The sequence below is a fragment of the Streptomyces sp. Y309 genome (assembly GCF_056712025.1).
Window position 1 is genome coordinate 4,352,618 of the sequence record NZ_CM160048.1, and the last position, 20,876, is coordinate 4,373,493.

The window sequence follows — 20,876 nt, forward strand, 5'->3', positions numbered from 1 at the left end:
GGCAGGGTCAACCCTGACGCAGGGGGCACGGCCGACTCACCTCAATGCTGACTCACGTCAGCGTCTCGGCGTCGACCCGGGAAAAGATCAGGTCACTCTCGGCCGTGACCGGCCCGCGCCAGCGCACAGGAGGCTCGGGCCGGCGCAGGGCACTCGGGTAGCTCTCTGGCGCGTAGTCATTGGCCAAGCGGTACGTGTGGAAGCCGTACTTGCGCATCGTCTCCATCAACTCCTCGACGGAGTCGCCCAGTTGCGTCATGCGCTCCGGAGTCACCTCCACCGTGATCTCCGCGTCGGGACGGAGTTCGTCGAGCATCGGGGCGAGCCCGCGCACGACACCGCCTTCCGCGCCCTCCACATCGATCTTGATCACGCGAGCTCGTGCGATCTCCTCCGGTCGGAGAAGATCGGGCAGCGGACGCGCTTCCATCTCGAAAGTGGACTCCGCGGGGCCGTCCCACGGCACGATGCTGTTCGCGCCCATGTTCCGTGAGCTCGCGAGGACGAAGGTGAGCGTCTTGACGCTGTCCGAGACCGCGGCGTTGACCGCGCGGATGTTGTCGCACCCGTTGAGCTCGGCGTGCTGGAGCACCCGCCGGTGGAAGACGGGGGACGCCTCGATCGCCACCACCCGGCCCGTCGGCCCGACCAGCCGGGAGGCGTGGACGCTCAGGTAGCCGATGTTCGCCCCGACGTCGACGAAGACGTCTCCGGGGCGCAGCCTGCCCCGCAGCCAGCGCGACATGTGCGGTTCCCAGATCCCGTACACGTAGATGTAGCGCTGGATCAGGTCCCGTGTGTCGACCGCGAACCTGGCGCCGAAAAGGGAGTCGGCGACCCGCTGCCGCGGGTGGTCCCGCAGCCAGGGGTTCAGGTGGCGCGCGGTGAGCGCGGCCTTGCCGAAGGTGCCGGGAGCGTCCCGCACGTACCGCCGGCCGAGCGTGGCGAGGGCCTCCGACAGGGTCTCCGACACCGCGCTGCTCATCTGCTTCGCCCCTTCGCCCTTCGCCTCCCGGCACCCCGGATCCCCGGAACCCCGGAACCCCACCGCACCCAGCTGGGATCAGGGGGTGGCCGAGACCGTCCGATCCCGGTCCTGATCCCGACCCCGACCCTGCCCCCGGTCGAACGGCAGGTCCAGCATACGAATCGCGTTTCCGCGCAGCAGCTTGTAGGCCACTTCCTCCGGAAGGTGGCCCACGTGATCGGTCGCGACCTGTTTCGTGTGCGGCCAGGTGGAGTCGACGTGGGGGTAGTCCGTCTCAAAGGTCGCGTTGTTCACGCCGACCGTCTCGATCGCCTCGATGCCGTGCTTGTCGCGGAAGAAGCAGCAGAAGATCTGCCGGTAGTAGTACGTCGACGGCGGCTCCGGAATCAGGTCCTTGACGCCGCCCCACGCCCGGTGCTCCTCCCAGACGTCGTCGGCGCGCTCCAGGGCGTACGGAATCCAGCCCATCTGCCCTTCGCTGTACGCGAGTTTGAGCCGCGGGAACTTCACGAGAACCCCGGAGAAGAGGAAGTCCATCATCGAGGCCATCGCGTTGTTGAACGACAGCGCGGCCTGCACGGCGGGCGGCGCGTCCGGTGACGCCGCGGGCATCTGCGACGACGAGCCGATGTGCATGTTCACGACCGTGCCGGTCTCCTCGCAGGCCGCGAAGAACGGGTCCCAATACCCGGAGTGGATCGAGGGCAGCCCCAGGTACGTCGGGATCTCGCTGAACGTCACGGCCCGCACGCCGCGAGCGGCGTTCCGCTTGATCTCCGCGACCGCCAGGTCCACGTCCCAGAGCGGGATGAGGCAGAGCGGGATCAGCCGGCCGCCGCTGTCCCCGCACCACTCCTCCACCATCCAGTCGTTGTACGCGCGGACACACGCGAGGCCCACTTCCTTGTCCTTGGCCTCCGCGAAGGTCTGGCCGCAGAAGCGCGGGAACGTGGGGAAGCAGAGCGAGGCCTCCACGTGGTTGATGTCCATGTCCTCCAGGCGGGCCTTGGGGTCCCAGCAGCCGCGGCGCATCTGCTCCCGCGTGATCCCGTCGAGCGTCATCTCGTCCCGGGAGAAGCCGACGGCCGCGATGATGCGCTTGTACGGGAAGATCTCGTCCTCGTACCGCCACCAGTCCGTGATCTGGCCCTCGGGGTCGGTGGTGAACCGGTACTTCCCGCCCACGTACTGGAGGTCGCCGATGCCCGCGGTGAAGGGCTGCGGGCCCCTGTCGCGGTACTTGGCCGGCAGCCATGTCGCGAAGAGGTGCGCGGGCTCGATGACGTGATCGTCCACGCTGATGACCTTGGGAACGTCCTTGGTGCCACTCTCGTTGCCGCTCACGCCGCGCCCCTCCCACTTCGACCCGACTTACATCTGACGACCCATCAGATCGAGGTTATGGCGGCACCGCCGAGAAGTCGAGGCCTTGCGGGATCCGGGCACATCCGCTGAACTGACACGCCGTCAGGAGTTGGCTGCGGCTCGCCCGGGAGGGACATCGATGCAGACGATCTGGCTCGGCGGAGCCGAGTGGGCGGCAGTCCTCCGGATCGGGCTCGGCCTGTGGTGGCTGGAGAGCTGGCGGCACAAGGACAAGAAGTCGTGGTTCGCGGGCGGCGGCATCGGCTGGGCGGCGGGCATCGCCGAGAAGCACCGGTGGCCCGTCGTGAACCGCGGCTTCGACCGCCTGGTGAAGCCGCGCCCGCGGCTGATGGCCTACGTCGTCGCGTACGCGGAACTGGCCCTCGGGCTCGGCCTCATCGCCGGGTTCCTCACGCCGATCGCCCTCGTCGCCGGGCTGTTGCTCAACCTGATCTATCTCGTACTGATGATCCACGACTGGGCGGAGCAGGGGCAGAACCTCATGATGGCGCTGATCTCCGCGGTGGCGTTCTTCGCGATGAGCTGGCAGTCGTGGTCGGTGGACGATGCGCTGGGGCTCTTCGTCTGAGGTCGGCGGCACGGCGGGGTCGGGGTCGGTGTCGGCGTCAGGTTTGGCTCTGGCCTGTTGCGGCCCGGCATGTCACCCTGCGGGGCACCCGAGGCGGACAAGGAGACGGCCAGTGAGCGAACTCAACCGCGACGAGCAGCCGGACGGGCCCTCGGCCGAAGCCGCGCCCCCCGACCCCGCCCTCAGGGCGAGCCACTCGGCCCGGGCCCGGAGCGCCGCGTCCCGGGCGGCGGCCGTCAGCCGGTACATCGAGCAAGGAGTGGGCAAGGTGGGCACGGTGAACGAGGCGGACAAGGAGGTCGCGTGGAAGGCGGCCCACGCCGCCCGCGTGTCCGCACAGGCCGTCGCGGTGCTCTCCGAGAGTGCCCCCGCCGCGGCGGCGGACTCGCGTTGCGCGAGGAACGCGTCCGCCTCCGCGGCTCAGGCCGCCCGCATGGGCCAGATCCACGACGGCGACGGCGAACTCGCCACGGCCGCCTGCCGCGCGGCCCTCACAGCGTCGCAAGCCGCGGCGGAAGCCGCGAAGGCGGGTGAGCTGGGCGCCAACACGGCCCTGAACGCGGCGGCCGACGAGGCCGAGGCGACCGCGGTCGCCGCCGCGGAGAGGGCGGGGTGGATGCGGCCCGGAGACGATGCGCCGCAGGTGTCCACGGGGATGCGGAGCACTGAGTTGATGCACATGCTGCATCTGTGACACGCGTGACGTGGACGGCGGCGACGGTGGTGGAGCGCCTCAGGCCGTGCGGTCGAGGGCGCGCTCCGGTGTGCGGGCCGTGCGACCCGTGCGGGCCGTGATCGCCGCCGCCGCTGCCGCGAGTGCCGCGAGTGCCGCCGCCGTGATCGTCAGGGTCAGGGCCGCCGGGTTGACGTAGTCGGGGACGCCCACCGCGTACGTCGTGCCGTCCGCCGTGTGGCAGCCGAAGCGCAGCGGAAAGTAGGTGGCGCTGTAGCCGTCGATCGCCGTCACGTCGGCCGGGCCCTCCGCCGCGCGGCAGGCCGGACCCCGCTCCGTTTCGTCGAACGCGAGGAGGCGGACCGCGCCCCAGGCGTACACCGCGAGGGCGCCCGCCGCCGCCAGGGACGCGGCGCCGCGGAGAGCGTGCGGGAGCGGGATGCTCGGCGGCGTGGGGCGGATGACCTTGCGTACGCGGGGTACGCGGCGTACGAGGCGTACGACGGTGACGCAGCCGTACGCCATGAGGCCGGCCGCGAGTACCGAGCAGAGGAAGACGATGCCCAGCAGCGTCATGAAGCTGTGGCCGTCGAACGGGTCCGTGGACATGTTCCGCTTGCTCCCCCTGATGCCCTGCCCGTTGCCACGGCTGTTCTGGTTGTTCTGGCTGTCCCGAGTTTGCCGGTTGTTCCGGTGATCGGCCGGAAGGAATCTACCAGGGTCCGGCATGTCTGGATTTGCGAAAGGCTCGTGACGAGGGGCTCGCGGCTTCGGCGCGGATCGTCGTACACGCGTAGTTCCGCCAGGGGGCCGGTGGTGTCACCATGCGGAGTCCAGGTGCGGCGTGCGGGGTGGTGCGACGCGGGTCTCGGGGTGCGGGGTGGGAGGCGTGCATGGCTGAGGTGTTCTTGCGACGGCTGACCCGGTGGCAGGCGGAACAGCAGCGCGAGGTGATGGCGAACTTGTACGTGGAGTGCCACGGGTTGGACGGCCCGGGGGGCGGCGCCGCCCGCCAGGGATTCCTGGAACGGTTCGAACGGCACGTACAGGAACTGGACTTCGACATGGTGACCGCCAACACGGGGGCGGTGCTCGCCGGTTGTGTGTACGGCTTCCGGGCCGAGCGGGGCGGCGCGCTCGCGGACACGCTGCGGGACCTCCTGCCCGCCGAGGCGGCGGCCCACGCCGGGGCGGGACGCCTGTTCGTGATCACCGAGCTGATGGTGGTGCCGGCGTACCGCCGCCGGGGCGTGGCCACCCGGCTCCGGGACCTCCTCCTGTCCCGCCACACGACCGACGTGATCGTCGCCGCGACGCCCCCGGGGGCCGCCCGCGAGGTCCTGCGCGCGTGGTCCTACACCAAGCTGGGCGAGCTGACGTCCCCGCCGAGGGAGGCGTGGCTGCGGCCGGGGCGGGGGTGAGGGTGGGTCCGGGGCCGGGGTGGGGGCCCGGGCGAGAGTGGGGGCTGGCGCGAGAGTGGGGGGCAAAGTTTTCCACAGGCTGGGGGTTGTCCACAGGCTGAGGGCCTCGCCAGCGGATCGTCACTCGCTCCAGGCACTATGGGGCCATGAGTGACACGGGTACGCAGCCGAATGCAGGGACAGGCCGGGGCGCGGCAGAGACGGGCCGGGGCACGGTCGCGGGGGCCACACCGGACCCCGCGGCCATGCCGGACTGGGAGAAGCGCTTCCGCGCCCCCCGCGTCTCCCTGCCCGACTGGGCGGAGGACGCCCCGCACCGCTCCCTGTTCGTGTCGAACGCGACGGGTACATACGAGCTGTACGCATGGGACCGCACCACCGGCGAGCAGCGCCAGGTGACGGACCGGCCGAACGGCACGACGGACGGCCTGCTGTCGCCGGACGGCCGGTGGATCTGGTGGTTCGACGACAAGGACGGCGACGAGTTCGGCACCTGGCTGCGCCAGCCCTTCGACGGCAGCGGCACGGACGAGCCCGCCGTCCCAGGCCTGGCGCCGTCCTACCCGGCGGGCCTGGCCGTGGGCCGCGACGGCCGCACGGTGGTGGTCGGCCGCTCGACGGACGAGGACGGCTCCACGATCCACGTCGTGCGTCCCGACGCCGCCCCCGGCGAGCCGCACACCGAGGTCTACCGCCACCGCGAGTCCGCCGGCGTCGGCGACCTCTCCCACGACGGCACCCTGATCGCCGTCGAGCACACCGAGCACGGCGACGCGATGCACGCGGCGCTGCGCGTCCTGCGCACCGACGGCTCGACGGTCGCCGAGCTCGACGACAGCAAGGGCGGCACGGTCGAGCTGGGCCTGGAGGTCCTCGGCTTCGCCCCGGTCGACGGCGACACCCGCCTCCTCGTGGGCCACCAGCGCCGCGGCCGCTGGGAGCCGATGGTGTGGGACGTGGCCACGGGCGAGGAGACCGACCTGGACCTCGACCTGCCGGGCGACGTCTCCGCCGAGTGGTATCCGGACGGCTCCGCGCTGCTCGTCGCGCACGGCTTCGAGGCCCGCGGCGACCTGTGGAGGTACGACCTCGCGAGCCGCGAGCTGACCCCCGTCCCGACCCCGCGCGGCTCGGTCTCCGGCGCCACGGCCCGCCCCGACGGCACCGTGGAGTACATGTGGTCGTCCGCCGCCGAGCCGCCCGTCCTGCGCTCCACCTCCGGCAAGGTCGTCCTGGACCCGCCCGGCATGAAGGCGCCGGGCTCCGTGCCGGTGGAGGACGTGTGGGTGGAGGGCCCCGGCGGCCGCGTGCACGCCCTCGTGCAGAAGCCGCGGGGCGCGAGTGGCCCGCTGCCCACCGTCTTCGAGGTGCACGGCGGCCCGACCTGGCACGACAGCGACTCCTTCATGGCGGGCCCGGCAGCCTGGATCGACCATGGGTACGCGGTGGTGCGGGTCAACTACCGCGGCTCCACCGGCTACGGCCGCGAGTGGACGGACGCCCTCAAGCACCGCGTCGGCCTCATCGAGCTGGAGGACATCGCCGCGGTGCGCGAGTGGGCCGTCGACTCCGGCCTCGCCGACCCGGACCGGCTGATCCTCTCCGGCGGCTCCTGGGGCGGCTATCTCACGCTCCTCGGCCTCGGTACGCAGCCGGACGCCTGGTCCCTCGGCCTCGCCGCCGTCCCCGTCGCCGACTACGTGACGGCGTACCACGACGAGATGGAAGCCCTGAAGGCCATCGACCGCACCTTCTTCGGCGGCACCCCCGAGGACGTCCCCGAGCGCTTCGAGGCGTCCTCCCCGCTGACGTACGTGGACGCGGTGAAGGCCCCCGTCTACATCTCCGCCGGGGTCAACGACCCGCGCTGTCCGATCCGCCAGGTCGAGAACTACGTCAACCGCCTCGCGGCGCGCGACGCCGTCCACGAGGTGTATCGCTACGACGCGGGTCACGGCTCCCTGGTCGTGGACGAACGGATCAAGCAGGTGGCACTGGAGCTGGACTTCGCGGAGCGGCACCTGGGGTAGGCCCTCGCGGGTGGCGCCCCAGGCCCGCCCCTTCCCGAAACCGGGGGCTCTGCCCCCGGACCCCCGCTCCTCAAACGCCGGAGGGGCTAGAACTCAGCCGCACATTCTCAGCCCGTCCGGCGTTTGAGGACGAGGCCGTTCAGGCCGATACGGGGTCTGGGGCGGAGCCCCAGTTTCGGGAAGGGGCGGGGTGGGGGAAGAGCCCGCCGCAGGCGCCCCGTACCGTGGGTGGGGTGTACCGGTTCCTGCTGACCCCCCGCTGGTGGGGGATCAACGTCTTCGTCGCGCTGTCGATCCCCGTGTGCCTCTTCATGGGCTCCTGGCAGCTCAGCCGCTTCGAGGACCGTGTCCAGGACCACGAGGACGCCAAGCGGCAGGCCACCACGGACACCGGCGCCGCCCGTCCCCTCACCTCCCTGCTCCCGGTGGACAAGAAGACGTCGGGCGAGAAGGCGACGGCCACCGGCCGCTGGGGCAGGCAACTCCTCGTACCGGACCGGGAGTTGGACGACAAGCGCGGGTACTACGTGCTGACGATGCTGGAGACCGGCGGCGGCAGGGCACTGCCGGTCGTGCGCGGCTGGCTGCCGGGCGACGCCGACGGGAAGAAGGCCCCGGCGCCGCCGAAGGGCGAGGTCACGGTGAGCGGTGCGTTGCAGGCGTCGGAGAGCATGAGTTCCGACGGCGTGACCACGGCGGGCGGACTGCCGTCCGGCCAGGTCGGCATGATCAGCGCCGCGTCACTGGTGAACCTGGTCCCGGACGACGTGTACGACGCGTGGGTCACGCTGGATCAGGGCGACAAGAGCGCGGCCGGGATGAAGCCGGTCCCGGCGTCCGCGCCCGAGGACAGCGGCCTGGACATGAAGGCGTTCCAGAACCTCGGCTACACCGGCGAGTGGTTCGTCTTCGCCGGTTTCGTCCTGTTCATGTGGTTCCGCCTGTTCCGCCGCGAGCGGGAGTTCGCACGGGACGCGGCACTCGGCCTCGTACCGGACGACACGAGCGGCACGAGCGACGCGAACGACACGGACGAGACGAACACCGCGGCACCCGCCCAGAGCTGAGCCGCACGGAACTGAGCGACCAGCGCGGGCCGCCGTGCCGGGAAGCCCGGCGGCGCGGGTCACTGCGCCGCGAGCACCCCGGTCTTGTACACCGTCCCGGAACACGCGTTGCTGACCGTCGCCCCCGTGGACGGCGATCCGGGCTCCGCCGTCAGGGACACCGCGACGCTGCCGTCGACCGGGTCGCCGTCCTCGCGGCCCAGCTGGGTCGTCGTGCCGTCCGGGGCCCCGCTCTCGGAGCCGCCGTTGCCGCCGCCCGCGCCGCCCTCGCTGGGTGAGGGGTTCGGCGAGGGGTCGCCGCCGCCCGACGGGCAGGACGCGGCGGGAACCCAGGCGAACCGCACTTCGTAGGCCGCGCCGGGCTGGAGGACGAGCGAGCTGGACTCCTGCGCCGGGTCGGGCAGGCCGACGGCGGCGTCGCCCGCCGTGTGGTCGACGACGTTGACGTTCGCCGGGTCGGCCGCGCCCTGGGCCGCGGCGGCGACGGAGCCCGCGGAGGTGACGGTGCAGCTGCTGCCGGAGACGTTGGCGACGCGGAAGGTGCCGTAGACCTTGCCGTCGGCCTCGGCGGTGCCGACCGAGGCCGTCGCGTTGCCGAGCTGGGAGGCGTCGCAGGTGGGCGAGGACGCGGCGGCCGAGTCCTCGTCGGCCGGGTCGGACCCGCCGGTGGCGCCGGGCTTGGTGTCCTTGCCCTTGCCCTCCTTGCCCTTCCCTTCCTTGCCCTTGTCGTCCTTCTTGTCCTTCTTGCCCTTGGACTTGTCGTCCTTGGTGTCCTTGCCGGGCTTGTCGCGGTCCTTGTCCGGCCCGCCGGTGTTGCCCTGGGTGGGCTGGTTGCTGCCGGCGCCCACGATGGAGGGCCGCGCGTCCGAGTCGCCGCCGGAACCGGCGACGTGCACGAGCGCGGGGATGGCGGTGCCGACGAGCAGCGCCGCGGCGGCCATGCCGACGAGGGCCTGGCGCTTGCGGGCGCGGCGCGCGGGGACCGCGTGCCGCAGCTTGTCCAGCGCGGCGTCGCCCGGCTGGATCTCCTTGACGGCGCCCTGGAGCATGCGTCGCAGCGCGAGTTCGTCGGCGCCGAGCCCCTCGGGCTCATCACCGTCGCCGTCACCGAAGGAGCCGCCCCCGAAGGGACCGCCGCCCGAGCCGCCCCCGCGGGAGCCATCACCGGAGCCGAAGGGGCCGCCGGGACCACCGGAACTGCCGGAGCTGCCGGAGCCACCACCGGAGCCACCGGAACCGCCGGGGCCACCCGAACTGCCGGAGCCTGCGATCAAGCCCAGCACACCAAGTTCACCAAGTTCGCCGCGCTCACTGCGCTCACCGCGCTCGCCGCGCTCACGGTCGGGGCGGTCCTTGCCGCCGGGCCCCTGCTGCACAGTTCCGTTCCCCGCGTCTTGCACGCGGTCGCGCCCGGCGCCCCGCTCTTCGTTCACGTCCTGCTTTTCGCGCGTCATGCCGGGGCCTCCATGGCGACCCGCAGGGCGGCTATGCCCCGCGAGCCGTAGGCCTTGACCGAGCCCAGCGATATGCCGAGCGTCTCGGCCACCTGGGCCTCGGTCATGTCGGCGAAGTAGCGCAGCACAAGGACCTCGCGCTGGCGGCGCTGCAGGCCGCGCATGGCCTTGATGAGTTCGTCGCGCTCCAGCAGGTCGTACGCACCCTCCTCGGCGCTCGCCATGTCCGGCATCGGCTTGGTGAGGAGCTTCAGGCCGAGGATGCGGCGGCGCAGCGCGGACCGCGACAGGTTCACGACGGTCTGGCGCAGATAGGCGAGGGTCTTCTCGGGGTCGCGCACCCGCTTGCGCGCGGAGTGCACGCGGATGAACGCTTCCTGCACGACGTCCTCGCAGGAGGCGGTGTCGTCCAGGAGCAGCGCCGCGAGGCCGAGCAACGACCTGTAGTGGGCGCGGTAGGTCTCGGTGAGATGGTCGACGGTGGTGCCCGCGGTCACGCTCAACTCATCGCCCTCGCGCTGAGTCGGGATGCGGGCGGGCCGCGCTGCGGGCATGGGGGCGATCACCGGCATGCCGCCGGGTACGCGCGGGCGGCGCGGCGGTCGCAATGCCGCCGCGCCGCTCGCCGCTGTGAAGTCCAGTACCTCTGCCACGCCTGTTGGACACGCTTCCCCCCATCAGGGTTGTACGCGTCGGGTGTGGCGTATCGCATCGCCCGCCCCGTGCATGCCGCGGACGCCGTGCTTGTGGCGTGCGTCGCGGTCGCGGGAACCGCTCGCGACGATGCATCAAAAGCCCCCATGCGTACCAGCTCTTCCCCTATGCCCCAATTTTTCGCAGCACCTCGGGCCGCCCAAGGGAGGGCGACGGCGAAGACGCGCGCTGCGCCGCCGCGGTTGCAGCGCACAGAAGCCGAATCTTCGAACGCGGAGACGCCCCAGTTCAAGCGGTCTGGACCATCAGATTGGACACAGAATTTACACAGTTCCTACGACGCGTTCCGCCCCGGGAGCCGGAAGCAGAGCCTCCGCCGACGACTGTCGGCCACCATCAGCCACCGCTGTCAGCCACCGCGGGCCGCCGCCGTCAGCCACCGTTCACGAACTCCCCGGCCACCAACTCCGCGATCTGCACCGTGTTCAGGGCGGCGCCCTTGCGCAAGTTGTCCCCGCAGACGAAGAGTTCGAGGGCCGTCGGGTCGTCCAGGGCGCGGCGCAGCCGTCCGACCCAGGTCGGGTCGGTGCCCGTGGCGTCGGCGGGTGTGGGGAACTCGCCGGCGGCGGGGTCGTCGAAGAGCACGACGCCCGGCGCGGTCGCCAGGATCTCGCGGGCGCGCGCGACGGTCACCTCGTCCTCGAAGCGCGCGTGGACGGTCATCGAGTGGGTGGTGACGACGGGCACGCGCACGCAGGTGGCCGCAACCTTCAGGTCGGGAAGCCCGAGGATCTTCCGGGACTCTTCCCTGACCTTCATCTCCTCCGACGACCACCCGTCGTCGCGCAGGGTCCCGGCCCAGGGCACGACGTTCAGCGCGACGGGCTCGGGGAAGGGCCCGGTGTCGTCACCGACGGCGCGGCGTACGTCACCGGGGCTGGTGCCGAGCTCGGTCCCCGCCACCAGCCTGAGCTGCCGCCGCAGCGTGTCGACGCCGTCCCGCCCGGCGCCGCTCACGGCCTGGTACGAGGAGACGATCAGCTCGCGCAGGCCGAACTCGGCGTGCAGGGCGCCGAGGGCGACGATCATCGACAGGGTGGTGCAGTTGGGGTTGGCGACGATGCCGCGGGGGCGTACGCGCGCGGCGTGCGGGTTGACCTCGGGGACGACCAGCGGCACGTCCGGGTCCATCCGGAAGGCGGCCGAGTTGTCGACCACGACGACGCCCTTGGACGCGGCGACGGGCGCCCACTGGGCGGCCACCTCGTCCGGCACGTCGAACATGGCGACGTCGACGCCGTCGAAGACGTCCTCGCTCAGCGCGAGGACCTCGACCTCCGCTCCGCGCACGGCCAGCTTGCGGCCGGCCGAGCGCGGAGCGGCGACGAGTTTGATCTCGCCCCAGATGTCGGCGTGCTGCGACAGGATCTGGAGCATCACCGCGCCGACGGCCCCGGTCGCTCCGACGACCGCGAGCGTCGGCTTGCGGTTCATCGCCCGGTGCCTCCATAGACCACGGCCTCGTCGGAGTCCGAGTCGAGCCCGAAGGCGCTGTGCACGGCCCGAACGGCCTCATTGACGTCATCGGCGCGCGTGACGACGGAAATACGGATCTCCGAAGTCGAGATCAGCTCGATGTTCACGCCCGCGTCGCTGAGCGCCTCGAAGAAGGTCGCCGTGACACCGGGGTTGGTCTTCATTCCGGCGCCGACGAGCGAGATCTTCGCGATCTGGTCGTCGTACCGAAGAGAGTCGAAACCGACGCCGGCCTTGGTCTTCTCCAGGGCCTCCATGGCCTTGGGGCCCTCGGTCTTCGGCAGCGTGAAGGAAATGTCCGTCAGGCCCGTCGAAGCGGCCGAGACGTTCTGTACGACCATGTCGATGTTGACCTGGGCGTCGGCGATGGCCCGGAAGATCGAGGCGGCCTCGCCCGGCTTGTCCGGGACGCCCACGACCGTGATCTTCGCCTCGGACGTGTCGTGCGCGACACCGGAGATGATGGCCTGCTCCACCTTGCGGTCCCCTTGCGGTTCGTTGCTGACCCATGTGCCCTGCAGTCCGCTGAAGGACGAGCGCACGTGAATCGGGATGTTGTAACGGCGGGCGTACTCCACGCAGCGGTGGAGCAGCACCTTGGACCCGGAGCTGGCGAGCTCCAGCATGTCCTCGAAGCTGATCCAGTCGATCTTCCGGGCCTTCTTCACCACCCGGGGGTCGGCGGTGAAGACACCGTCGACATCGGTATAGATCTCGCAGACCTCCGCGTCGAGAGCGGCGGCGAGGGCCACGGCCGTGGTGTCGGAACCGCCACGGCCCAGCGTGGTGATGTTCTTGCCCTCCTGGCTGACGCCCTGGAACCCGGCGACGATGGCGATATTGCCCTCGTCGATCGAGGTCCGGATCCGCCCGGGGGTGACATCGATGATCCGCGCTTTGTTGTGGACCGAGTCGGTGATGACCCCGGCCTGGCTGCCGGTGAACGACTGGGCCTCGTGCCCCAGGTTTTTGATCGCCATGGCCAGCAATGCCATGGAGATCCGCTCTCCGGCGGTCAGCAGCATGTCGAATTCACGCCCGGCAGGAATCGGCGATACCTGTCCGGCGAGATCGATCAGCTCATCCGTCGTGTCACCCATCGCGGACACCACGACAACGACCTGATGGCCGTTCTTCTTGGCGTCGACAATCCTCTTGGCGACCCGCTTGATGCCCTCGGCATCGGCTACGGAGGAGCCTCCGTACTTCTGCACGACAAGGCCCACGTGCGCTCCTCGCTCAGTTACGTCTCTTACCGCACTGCTGCGGTCGGCTCAGTCTAACGAGCGGCCGAAATCCGCCCCGCGAGTATCAGATCGTGAGATGTCCCGCTCACGCCTTGATCAACACGGTGGCTCCTTGTCCTCCGGCCGCCCGACGGACTGCCTGCCCGCTCCGGACGGGCGCACTCCGGAAAGTGGGGTGGCTCACATGGCGGGAGCCCCGGCCCCGGTCACACGGCGGACGGGTCCGCCGCGCCCCGCTCGACCACCCAGCGCCCGGCGTGGCCGGTCAGATCGGCGATCTGGTCGTAGTCATCGTCGTAGTGGAGGACTGTTACGCGATGGCGCTGCGCGGTGGCGGCGATGACTAAGTCCGCGAGGGACAGGGCGCGGTGGTTGCCCTTGTTGATCGCCTTGTCCTGGGTCTCGATGGCTGCGTCCCAGACTTCGTCGGGGCAGTGCAGATAGTCGAAGCCCCGGAGGAAGTGCTCGAGGCGTCGAGCGTGCTGGGCGTCACGCGCCGAGTACATGGTCTCCAGGTGTACAGCGCCCGAGACGCACAGGAGGCCGTCTTCCAGGAGAGGGTCGAGGACCGCGGCCACGGCCGGCTGGCCCCAGCGCGCGAGGGCGGACTTGTCGACGAGGTATCGCTTGCTCATGCCTCCGTCGCCCCCTCTTCGGGCTGGTCCCGGACGTCGTACATCAAGTCGATCTCGCCCGACTTGATGGCGTCGGCGAACTCGCGGCGGCGCTGAAGCTTCGCCAGCCGCATCGCGGCTTCCTTCACCGCCTCCTCGTTCGTCGCCACATCGACGATCTTGCGCAGGTCCGCCAGGAAGTCTTCGTCCATCTCGATGGTCACGCGGGCCACGTCCGGCCCCCTTTCGACATGCGGACTCACTGCGGTCATGGGACTACCTCCAACGATAGGTGTGCTTGCTTCTGGTTTCAGGCCCACTGCGGGCCCGGGGGCGAGACCGTCAGGCATCCCCGTTCGACGCCATCTCCTCGCGGCACTCCTCGCAGATGCCGTTGACGATCCGCACGGTCCGCTCGTCCTCCTCGCAGAGCGGACACATCTCGATGGCCCGGGTCACGACGGCCCGCAGCGGGGCGCCGTCGGCCTTGGTCCTCTTGGGGGGCATCTTGATCTCCAATCGGTTGCGGGCGAAGCCGCCCGGGTTGCTGACGGTGTCCGGTAGTCCGGCCGTCAGGGCATGGGTGAGCTCGGTTGGCGTCGCACCGCGCGCCAGCCACTCGGCGGCGCGGGGCGCGAGCGCCCTGCATTCGGCGTCGGAGAGCGCCAGTCGGGGGTCCGCGTTGCGGAGTTGGGCGAGGACGTGGTGGGCCGCGCCGGGGTCGGGGGCCCCGCGTTCGGCGACCTGCGCGCGCCCGGCTTCCGGTGCCGGTGCCGGGTCGGCCGCAGGCCCCGCCCCTGGCGCCCGCTCCGGCTCCGGTGACGTCACCCGGGCCAGGCCCGGCCGGTAGTCGTGCGTTACGTCACGGCCGTGACGGGCCCGTACGAACTCCGCCCACCACTCCGCGGACCTGCGCTTCCGTGACCAGTACGTCCTGGTCACCCAGCGCATCGAGTTGTCCTCGGCGGTGAGGTGTTCCTTGATCCAGCGGAGGTGGCCCGCGTCGGTCAGGCGGCCCATCGACGTACGGACGGCCTGCTGGCCGTAGCGCGGATGCTCGGCCGCGATGACCTTGTGACCCATCGCCGCGCCGGTGGGCAGTTGGTCGATGAACGCCGCGAGTTCGGCCTCGCGGGTGGCCAAGTGTGCGAAGTCTGCGTCTGCGTGCGGGGGTTCGTCACCCGCGGGGCGTTTGCCGTAACCCGTTTTGGCCATGGGGTGGGACGGGGACGGCAGAGCAGCACTAAGGTTGGCGTAAGCCACGATCGAATGTCCTCGATCCGTAGGGCTAGGCCTCGGTACCGGTGTTGGCGCACCGGCCGGGGCCGTTTCTTTGCCGCGGCTCCGGGCCGACCTGCGGAGAACTCCCCTGCAAACCAGCCAAGTTGCCTAGATCATCTGGGCCTGGCGGCGCCGGCCCCGGCGGGGAGCTTCGGCGCGTGTCGTTCTCGGACAGAGTCGGTCGAACAGGTGGCCCCCACATGAGATCCGGTGTAACGCTGAGCACCCCAGCCTCAAGAAGCGGCCGGGTCCGCACTGTGCTCCAGCAACCAAGAACGCCGATCCTCCAGGAGAAAGCATGAGTTGGTTACGGAAGCAACGGCGTACACACCTCATGATCGCAGCCTGTGCAGCGGCGACCACACTGGTCGTCGGCATCCCCTCGTCAGGGAACGCCTCCTCCAGCGAGTCCCAGGACACCTGGTACCAGACCGAGTTCACCTTCGAAGACGGCTCCGCCGTCCTGACGCGCGTCGACACCGGCAAGGTCACCACGACTCCGGCGAAGGACGGGTCACCCGGAGAAGCGCGGGAGGCCGCACAGTCCGGAAGCGTGACCACGACGCGTACGGACCGGCCGGGCGTAAAGACGGACACGCCTCGTGGGCACACCCTCCACGGCTTCAACAAGCGAGACGACTTCCACTATCGCTCGGACGAAGGCAAAGCCGGTCTGAATCAGTGCCAAGACGGGCAGTGCCGGGAAATCGCCGCTGTCAAAATCCAGATGCGAGAGACCCTCTACGGAGGCTCGTCGACCAACTGGAACATGGGGATCCACACCTCGTACATCTACGGCGACCCCTACTCCTTCCGCTATGAGTACTGGTGCGGAGTCAATGTCCCCAGGCAGAAGGACCACACCTGCAACACCCACGAGAGCGACGCGGACGGCTACTACGAGGACGACCCCGTCAACGAGTCGGTCGGCACCTACAACGACGAACTCATTCGTCGCTTCGGGGCCAGTGAGACCCAGTACGCGAAGTTCCCGATGATGGCCTACCACGTGAACTGGCCGGGCTACCCCGTGGTCGTCACCGTCAAGTACCGGGGCTGGGACATCCGTCAGTACGATGGCACGTGGAGGCTGGCGCCCGCCACCGGCACTGGTGACTAGGAAGCCGCGCAGCTGTCGCATTCCGTCTGGAGCCTCTCATGACCGAGTTCCGTGGCACTTTCTCCTCGCACCCGGACGCAGCTGAGGAAGGCCCCGTCTGGCAGAACCAGACGTGCGGATTCTGCGGCACTCACGACGTGACCTGGTCCTACGCGATCAGCGGCGACCGACCGGAGGGTGCGCCCGTCGCCCTCCCCGCGCGCTGGTACGTCTGCGAAGAGTGCGATGCCCTTTTCCGCAGTGGCGAGGACTCCACGCTCACCAGGCGATTCAGCGCGCGTCACGCTCAGGGGCCGCCGGCCGCCCAGGTGGTCCGCGCCTTGCGGTCACAGGCGGCGGCACAGGCAGATCATCGATAGTGGGTGACAGAGGTAGGAGGAAGAAGGAGGCGAGGGCGGAGCTGGCGAGGACCGATGAGTTTTGCGGTCGTGCGCGGTCTGAGTACTCAGAGATCATGAACGGAAGCCCGGACACCGGGTCCGGACACCAGGTCCGGATACCAGATCCGGGCATCCTCCGGACCGAGACATTGAGGAACCTGACATGCGCACCCTGATCAGCACCGCCTTCGTCTCCCTCGACGGCGTCGTCGAGGCCCCGGGCGGCGAGCCCGGCTACCGGAACTCGGGGTGGACCTTCAAGGACGTCGAGTTCCTGCCCGAGGCGTACGAGATCAAGGGCCGTGAGCAGAGCGAAGCCTCCGCGATGCTGCTCGGCCGGGTGAGCTACCAGGCGTTCAGCCCGGTGTGGCCCGGCATGGAGGAGTTCGCCGAGTACAAGGTGATGCCGAAGTACGTCGTGTCCACCACCCTCACCGAGGACGACCTGGTGGCGAACTGGGGCGAGACGACGATCCTGCGCTCACTCGACGACGTCGCCGCGCTGAAGGAGACCGAGGGCGGCCCGATCATCGTCCACGGCAGCGCCTCCCTGAACCAGTCCCTCTCGGACGCCGGCCTGATCGACCGCTACCACCTGCTCGTCTTCCCGCTCCTGCTCGGCGCGGGCAAGCGGCTCTTCAGCAGCACGGACAAGGACACCCAGAAGCTGAAGCTCGTCGAGCACGAGGCGTACGCCAACGGCCTGCAGAAGAACGTCTTCGACGTCGTCCGCTGACCGTCGCGTCCGCCGACTGCCGCGTCCCTCGACTGCTGCGTCCCTCGGCTGCGTCGGCTGCTTCGGCTACTTTCCCGGCCTGATCCCCAGCGGTTCCGCGATCTCCTCCGCCATGACCTGGCCCGCCACCTCCGCGAGGGCGTCCTCGGAGAGGTCCTCGTCGGTGTCCAGGCCGTCGAGGTCTTCCAGGGGCTGGTTCAGGCGGACGTGGGCGACCAGGGACTGGAGGGCGCGCAGGGCCGCGGAGGCGGTGGAGCCCCAGTTGGAGAAGTAGGAGAACTGCCACCACCACAGGGCCTCCGTGGTACGGCCCTCGCGGTAGTGGGCGAGGCCGTGCCGGAGGTCGGTGACGACGTCCGCGAGGTCGTCGGAGATGCGGCAGGCGACGGGGGCCTTGCGCGGCTCGTACGGATCGAAGACTTCGGAGTAGACGTCGATGGGGTCCAGGAGGGCGGCGAGGCTCTCGCGGAGGTCGTCGACGTCCGCCTCCGGGCCGAGGTCCGGCTCGTAGCGCTCGTCGGGGACGATGTCCTCGTGCGCGCCCAGGCGGCCGCCCGCGAGCAGGAGCTGGGAGACCTCCAGGAGGAGGAAGGGGACCGCCGAGTCCGGCTCGTCGCCCTTGGCCACCTCCGTCACGGCCACGATGAAGCTCTCGATCTGGTCCGAGATCTGGACCGCGAAGTCGTCGGGGTCCTGGCTCACGGAGTGCAGCAGCTTGGGCTGGGGTGTCTCGGGCGGCCGGGACATCTGTGCCTCAGGTGACTTAGACATCTAGGAGTCGTCTCCCCTCGAAAGCGCGGCCCAGGGTGACCTCGTCCGCGTATTCCAGATCTCCCCCGACAGGGAGTCCGCTGGCCAGGCGGGTGACTTTCAGGCCCATCGGCTTGATCATGCGCGCGAGGTACGTCGCCGTGGCCTCGCCCTCCAGGTTCGGGTCGGTGGCCAGGATCAGCTCCGTGACCGTGCCGTCGGCGAGCCTGGCGAGGAGTTCTCGTATGCGCAGATCGTCCGGGCCCACGCCTTCGATCGGGCTGATCGCGCCGCCGAGGACGTGGTAGCGACCGCGGAACTCTCGGGTCCGCTCGATCGCGACGACATCCTTGGGCTCTTCGACCACGCAGATCACCGAGGGGTCGCGGCGCGGGTCGCGGCAGATGTTGCACAGCTCTTCCTGCGCGACGTTCCCGCAGGTCGCGCAGAAGCGGACCTTGTCCTTGACCTCAAGGAGGGCGTGCGCAAGGCGGCGCACGTCCGTGGGCTCGGCCTGGAGGATGTGGAAGGCGATCCGCTGCGCGCTCTTGGGACCGACGCCGGGCAGCCTGCCCAGTTCGTCGATGAGGTCCTGGACCACGCCTTCGTACACGGAATGCCTTCCTGTTTCCGGTCGCCGGTCCCGTCTCCGATGCCGGCTTCCGGATCTCGTCTGTCTTCAGTCTTCGGGGCTCAGGGAGCTTTTGTACGTACCGTAGTTGGCCGTCGGCTTACTTAGAAGGGAACCGCGGCTAGAACGGCAGGCCGGGGATGCCGCCGCCGCCCAGGCCCTGGGCGAGCGGGCCCAGCTTCTGCTGCTGGAGCGCCTGGGCGTTCTCGTTCGCCGCCTGCACCGCCGCGACCACCAGGTCCGCGAGGGTCTCGGTGTCTTCCGGGTCCACCGCCTTCGGGTCGATCACCAGGCCACGCAGCTCGCCGGAGCCGGTGACCGTCGCCTTGACGAGGCCACCGCCCGCCTGCCCGTCGACCTCCGTCCGCGCCAGCTCCTCCTGCGCCGCGGCGAGGTCCTGCTGCATCTTCTGGGCCTGCTGGAGCAACTGCTGCATATTGGGCTGGCCACCACCGGGAATCACGATCAGCTCCTGGTTCGGTACGTCGGTTCTTAATGGTTCGGTACGGCGTTCTTATGGTCCGTATGGCGGGGGTTTTCCCCGTCAGCCACGAGCCTACGTGGTCGGGGGTGCCCTCGCCCCAGCACTCCGGTCGCCACTCGTTCGGGTGAGATCTCGCCCGCTCCTATACCTGATCAAGCGACCCTTCCGGGCGGAAAAGCCGCGAAAACTGCCGCATAGCCACCCATTGGGCGGTAGGACTGGTGCCGCGCAGAGGCACCATCCATTACGTTGCGTCACTTATGCGGAAGCCGAGGGAGTGCCGGGTGAGCCACCAGCCGGAGATGCAGCCTGAGGGGGTGCCCCAGGGCGGGGACGGGAACGGGGACGGCGCGGGGGCGTCGGCCGGGGCGGCGCCTGGTGACCTGGTGAGCCGGTTGTTCCCGCTCGGCGACTGGGGGGAGCCCGCGGAGCGGCTCGACGAGCTGTACCGGTGGGTGGAGCAGGGGGCGCTCGAAACCGCCGGGTGGTATCTGCGGGACCGGACGCGGAAACGGCTCGGGGCGCGGCTGCTGCGGGGCGGGGCCGCGGTGGGGGCCGTGGGGGCGGGGGTGCTGCCGCTGCTCGATCTCGCGGGAGGTGTGGGGGACCTGGCGCCGTGGGGGTTCGTGTCGCTGCTCGCCGGGGTGGCGTGTGCGGGGTGCGACCGGTTCTTCGGGCTCACCTCCGGGTGGATGCGGGATGTCGCCACCGCGCAGGCCGTGCAGCGGCGGTTGCAGGTGCTGCAGTTCGACTGGGCGTCGGAGAGTGTGCGGGAGGTGCTCGGGCCCACGGAGGGGACCGCCAGTGAGGCGGCCGAGCGGTGTCTCGGGGTGCTGCGGCGCTTCTCCGAAGACGTGACGGAGTTGGTGCGGGCCGAGACGGCCGACTGGATGGTGGAGTTTCGGGCGGGGCCCGCGCCGTTGCTGATGCAGGCCGCGGTGCCCGGCGGGGCTTCTGGGCATGGCCGCGAGGGTGGGGGCGGCCCCGGGCGGTTCCCGTTGCCGCCCGGGGCGCGGCCGAACATGCCTCGACAGCGGCCGCCTGAGCCCAGGTGAGCCGTAACGGCTCCGTCGGCCTGGGCTGTGCCCACCCGTTCCGCCGTGCGGAACGCCTGCCCACAGCGGGTACCGAAACAGTCGCCTAGCTGTAGATGATCATGGAGCCTTGGGCCAGGGATCTGGTCGTCGCTGCGTGCAGGCCCAGCCATACGTGGCGTTCGCGGGCGAACGGGCTCGGGTCCGGTGGCGCGGGGATCGCCGGTTCTTCCAGGGTGGTGGGGGCCTGGGGCGGTGCCGGGGGGAGTGGGGGGTTCGCCGGGTCTATGCCGATGGAGGGGGCCACGAACTCCAGCTCGCGGAGGAGGGCCTGGGAGGAGCCGAGCGGGCCCCCGCCGGCGAGGAGTTCGTCGTTGGACAGCGGCGCCGGGAAGTCCACGGGGACGTACGCACCCGCGTGGTCGTAGTGCCAGACGAGATGTGACTGCTGGGCCGTCGAGTCGAACATCTCCAGGAGCTGTTCGTAGTCCCCGCCCAGCTCGTCGACGGGCGTGACCTCGAGGCCGCAGATCTTCAGCAGATAGGCGCGCCGCAGGAAATGCAGCGCGTCGTAGTCGAACCCCGCGACCGGGGCCACGTCACCGGAGAGCCCCGGCATGTACGCGTACACGGGCACCGTCGGCAGCCCCGCCTCCCCCAACGCCTTGTCGTACGAGGCGAGTTCCTCGGCGAAGGGGTTGTCGGGGCTGTGGCACAGCACGTCGACGAGCGGGACCAGCCACAAATCGCAGGCCAAGAAATGCTCCTAGGGTCGGTGAATGGGTTCCGTGAAGGGGTCCGTGAAGGAATTCCAACGTACGT

At 70.2% G+C, this 20,876-nt stretch carries 22 protein-coding genes; 8 read left to right on the forward strand and 14 right to left on the reverse strand.

Annotation, left to right across the window (positions count from 1 at the left end; genetic code table 11):
- Positions 1 to 52 precede the first annotated feature (52 nt).
- Positions 53 to 985, reverse strand: coding sequence for an FkbM family methyltransferase (locus AC0KTA_RS17310; RefSeq protein ID WP_481056012.1), 933 nt, complete (start codon positions 983 to 985; stop codon positions 53 to 55).
- 78 nt (positions 986 to 1,063) lie between these two features.
- A complete protein-coding gene (locus tag AC0KTA_RS17315; protein WP_481056013.1) occupies positions 1,064 to 2,332 on the reverse strand; it encodes an amidohydrolase family protein in 1,269 nt (422 codons plus the stop codon).
- A gap of 160 nt (positions 2,333 to 2,492) precedes the next feature.
- On the opposite strand from AC0KTA_RS17315, the gene AC0KTA_RS17320 reads away from it, so the two are divergent.
- The gene (locus AC0KTA_RS17320; RefSeq protein WP_481056014.1) at positions 2,493 to 2,942 is read left to right on the forward strand and encodes a DoxX family protein; all 450 of its coding nucleotides are present in this window, start codon (positions 2,493 to 2,495) and stop codon (positions 2,940 to 2,942) included.
- Positions 2,943 to 3,054: 112 nt separating this feature from the next.
- Positions 3,055 to 3,636 (forward strand): hypothetical protein, encoded by a 582-nt coding sequence (locus tag AC0KTA_RS17325; protein WP_481056015.1) that lies wholly within the window; start codon positions 3,055 to 3,057, stop codon positions 3,634 to 3,636.
- A gap of 39 nt (positions 3,637 to 3,675) precedes the next feature.
- Here AC0KTA_RS17325 and AC0KTA_RS17330 read toward each other — a convergent pair whose 3' ends face one another.
- The gene (locus tag AC0KTA_RS17330; protein ID WP_481056016.1) at positions 3,676 to 4,224 is read right to left on the reverse strand and encodes a hypothetical protein; all 549 of its coding nucleotides are present in this window, start codon (positions 4,222 to 4,224) and stop codon (positions 3,676 to 3,678) included.
- Positions 4,225 to 4,508: 284 nt separating this feature from the next.
- On the opposite strand from AC0KTA_RS17330, the gene AC0KTA_RS17335 reads away from it, so the two are divergent.
- From AC0KTA_RS17335 to AC0KTA_RS17345, 3 genes are all read left to right on the forward strand, one after another.
- Positions 4,509 to 5,036 (forward strand): GNAT family N-acetyltransferase, encoded by a 528-nt coding sequence (locus tag AC0KTA_RS17335; RefSeq protein ID WP_481056017.1) that lies wholly within the window; start codon positions 4,509 to 4,511, stop codon positions 5,034 to 5,036.
- 245 nt (positions 5,037 to 5,281) lie between these two features.
- Entirely contained in the window at positions 5,282 to 7,066 is a 1,785-nt protein-coding gene (locus tag AC0KTA_RS17340) for a S9 family peptidase (RefSeq protein ID WP_481056456.1), read from the forward strand.
- A 233-nt stretch (positions 7,067 to 7,299) separates the two neighbouring features.
- A complete protein-coding gene (locus AC0KTA_RS17345; RefSeq protein WP_481056018.1) occupies positions 7,300 to 8,133 on the forward strand; it encodes an SURF1 family protein in 834 nt (277 codons plus the stop codon).
- Positions 8,134 to 8,192: 59 nt separating this feature from the next.
- Here AC0KTA_RS17345 and AC0KTA_RS17350 read toward each other — a convergent pair whose 3' ends face one another.
- The 7 genes from AC0KTA_RS17350 to AC0KTA_RS17380 form a co-directional block, all read right to left on the reverse strand.
- Positions 8,193 to 9,587 (reverse strand): hypothetical protein, encoded by a 1,395-nt coding sequence (locus AC0KTA_RS17350; protein WP_481056019.1) that lies wholly within the window; start codon positions 9,585 to 9,587, stop codon positions 8,193 to 8,195.
- The gene (locus tag AC0KTA_RS17355) at positions 9,584 to 10,240 is read right to left on the reverse strand and encodes a SigE family RNA polymerase sigma factor (protein WP_078620932.1); all 657 of its coding nucleotides are present in this window, start codon (positions 10,238 to 10,240) and stop codon (positions 9,584 to 9,586) included. Before AC0KTA_RS17355 ends, AC0KTA_RS17350 begins: the two co-directional genes overlap by 4 nt.
- Positions 10,241 to 10,673: 433 nt before the next feature.
- Positions 10,674 to 11,735 (reverse strand): aspartate-semialdehyde dehydrogenase, encoded by a 1,062-nt coding sequence (locus AC0KTA_RS17360; RefSeq protein WP_481056020.1) that lies wholly within the window; start codon positions 11,733 to 11,735, stop codon positions 10,674 to 10,676.
- On the reverse strand, positions 11,732 to 13,003 hold the full coding sequence (locus AC0KTA_RS17365; protein WP_481056021.1) for an aspartate kinase: 1,272 nt from the start codon (positions 13,001 to 13,003) through the stop codon (positions 11,732 to 11,734). Before AC0KTA_RS17365 ends, AC0KTA_RS17360 begins: the two co-directional genes overlap by 4 nt.
- Before the next feature lie 227 nt (positions 13,004 to 13,230).
- Positions 13,231 to 13,659, reverse strand: coding sequence for a PIN domain-containing protein (locus tag AC0KTA_RS17370; protein ID WP_481056022.1), 429 nt, complete (start codon positions 13,657 to 13,659; stop codon positions 13,231 to 13,233).
- Positions 13,656 to 13,910, reverse strand: coding sequence for a type II toxin-antitoxin system VapB family antitoxin (locus tag AC0KTA_RS17375; protein WP_481056023.1), 255 nt, complete (start codon positions 13,908 to 13,910; stop codon positions 13,656 to 13,658). Before AC0KTA_RS17375 ends, AC0KTA_RS17370 begins: the two co-directional genes overlap by 4 nt.
- A gap of 70 nt (positions 13,911 to 13,980) precedes the next feature.
- Positions 13,981 to 14,781 (reverse strand): hypothetical protein, encoded by an 801-nt coding sequence (locus AC0KTA_RS17380; protein WP_481056024.1) that lies wholly within the window; start codon positions 14,779 to 14,781, stop codon positions 13,981 to 13,983.
- A 472-nt stretch (positions 14,782 to 15,253) separates the two neighbouring features.
- Here AC0KTA_RS17380 and AC0KTA_RS17385 point away from each other — a divergent pair, with 472 nt between their 5' ends.
- Both AC0KTA_RS17385 and AC0KTA_RS17390 read left to right on the forward strand, forming a co-directional pair.
- Entirely contained in the window at positions 15,254 to 16,039 is a 786-nt protein-coding gene (locus tag AC0KTA_RS17385; protein ID WP_481056025.1) for a hypothetical protein, read from the forward strand.
- Between the two features lie 543 nt (positions 16,040 to 16,582).
- The gene (locus AC0KTA_RS17390) at positions 16,583 to 17,155 is read left to right on the forward strand and encodes a dihydrofolate reductase family protein (RefSeq protein WP_481056026.1); all 573 of its coding nucleotides are present in this window, start codon (positions 16,583 to 16,585) and stop codon (positions 17,153 to 17,155) included.
- Between the two features lie 66 nt (positions 17,156 to 17,221).
- On the opposite strand, the gene AC0KTA_RS17395 is transcribed toward AC0KTA_RS17390, so the two are convergent.
- The 3 genes from AC0KTA_RS17395 to AC0KTA_RS17405 form a co-directional block, all read right to left on the reverse strand.
- Positions 17,222 to 17,926, reverse strand: coding sequence for a DUF5063 domain-containing protein (locus tag AC0KTA_RS17395; protein ID WP_481056027.1), 705 nt, complete (start codon positions 17,924 to 17,926; stop codon positions 17,222 to 17,224).
- Positions 17,919 to 18,518 (reverse strand): recombination mediator RecR, encoded by a 600-nt coding sequence (recR, locus tag AC0KTA_RS17400; protein ID WP_016638709.1) that lies wholly within the window; start codon positions 18,516 to 18,518, stop codon positions 17,919 to 17,921. Before recR ends, AC0KTA_RS17395 begins: the two co-directional genes overlap by 8 nt.
- 139 nt (positions 18,519 to 18,657) lie before the next feature.
- Positions 18,658 to 18,999 (reverse strand): YbaB/EbfC family nucleoid-associated protein, encoded by a 342-nt coding sequence (locus AC0KTA_RS17405; RefSeq protein WP_079087076.1) that lies wholly within the window; start codon positions 18,997 to 18,999, stop codon positions 18,658 to 18,660.
- 281 nt (positions 19,000 to 19,280) lie between these two features.
- Here AC0KTA_RS17405 and AC0KTA_RS17410 point away from each other — a divergent pair, with 281 nt between their 5' ends.
- Positions 19,281 to 20,075, forward strand: coding sequence for an SLATT domain-containing protein (locus AC0KTA_RS17410; protein WP_481056028.1), 795 nt, complete (start codon positions 19,281 to 19,283; stop codon positions 20,073 to 20,075).
- Positions 20,076 to 20,160: 85 nt separating this feature from the next.
- On the opposite strand, the gene AC0KTA_RS17415 is transcribed toward AC0KTA_RS17410, so the two are convergent.
- Positions 20,161 to 20,811: a hypothetical protein gene (locus AC0KTA_RS17415; RefSeq protein ID WP_481056029.1), complete on the reverse strand. Its 651-nt coding sequence runs from the start codon at positions 20,809 to 20,811 to the stop codon at positions 20,161 to 20,163.
- Positions 20,812 to 20,876 lie beyond the last annotated feature (65 nt).

Excerpts from the sequence above, each read along its gene's own strand:
- AC0KTA_RS17320 (WP_481056014.1), top strand. The coding sequence starts at position 2,493 with ATGCAGACGATCTGGCTCGGCGGAGCCGAGTGGGCGGCAGTCCTCCGG.
- AC0KTA_RS17335 (WP_481056017.1), top strand. The coding sequence starts at position 4,509 with ATGGCTGAGGTGTTCTTGCGACGGCTGACCCGGTGGCAGGCGGAACAG.
- AC0KTA_RS17350 (WP_481056019.1), bottom strand. The coding sequence starts at position 9,587 with ATGACGCGCGAAAAGCAGGACGTGAACGAAGAGCGGGGCGCCGGGCGC.
- AC0KTA_RS17370 (WP_481056022.1), bottom strand. The coding sequence starts at position 13,659 with ATGAGCAAGCGATACCTCGTCGACAAGTCCGCCCTCGCGCGCTGGGGC.
- AC0KTA_RS17395 (WP_481056027.1), bottom strand. The coding sequence starts at position 17,926 with ATGTCTAAGTCACCTGAGGCACAGATGTCCCGGCCGCCCGAGACACCC.
- AC0KTA_RS17390 (WP_481056026.1), top strand. The coding sequence starts at position 16,583 with ATGCGCACCCTGATCAGCACCGCCTTCGTCTCCCTCGACGGCGTCGTC.
- AC0KTA_RS17375 (WP_481056023.1), bottom strand. The coding sequence starts at position 13,910 with ATGACCGCAGTGAGTCCGCATGTCGAAAGGGGGCCGGACGTGGCCCGC.
- AC0KTA_RS17385 (WP_481056025.1), top strand. The coding sequence starts at position 15,254 with ATGATCGCAGCCTGTGCAGCGGCGACCACACTGGTCGTCGGCATCCCC.
- AC0KTA_RS17310 (WP_481056012.1), bottom strand. The coding sequence starts at position 985 with ATGAGCAGCGCGGTGTCGGAGACCCTGTCGGAGGCCCTCGCCACGCTC.
- AC0KTA_RS17330 (WP_481056016.1), bottom strand. The coding sequence starts at position 4,224 with ATGTCCACGGACCCGTTCGACGGCCACAGCTTCATGACGCTGCTGGGC.
- AC0KTA_RS17410 (WP_481056028.1), top strand. The coding sequence starts at position 19,281 with ATGCGGAAGCCGAGGGAGTGCCGGGTGAGCCACCAGCCGGAGATGCAG.
- AC0KTA_RS17340 (WP_481056456.1), top strand. The coding sequence starts at position 5,282 with ATGCCGGACTGGGAGAAGCGCTTCCGCGCCCCCCGCGTCTCCCTGCCC.
- AC0KTA_RS17360 (WP_481056020.1), bottom strand. The coding sequence starts at position 11,735 with ATGAACCGCAAGCCGACGCTCGCGGTCGTCGGAGCGACCGGGGCCGTC.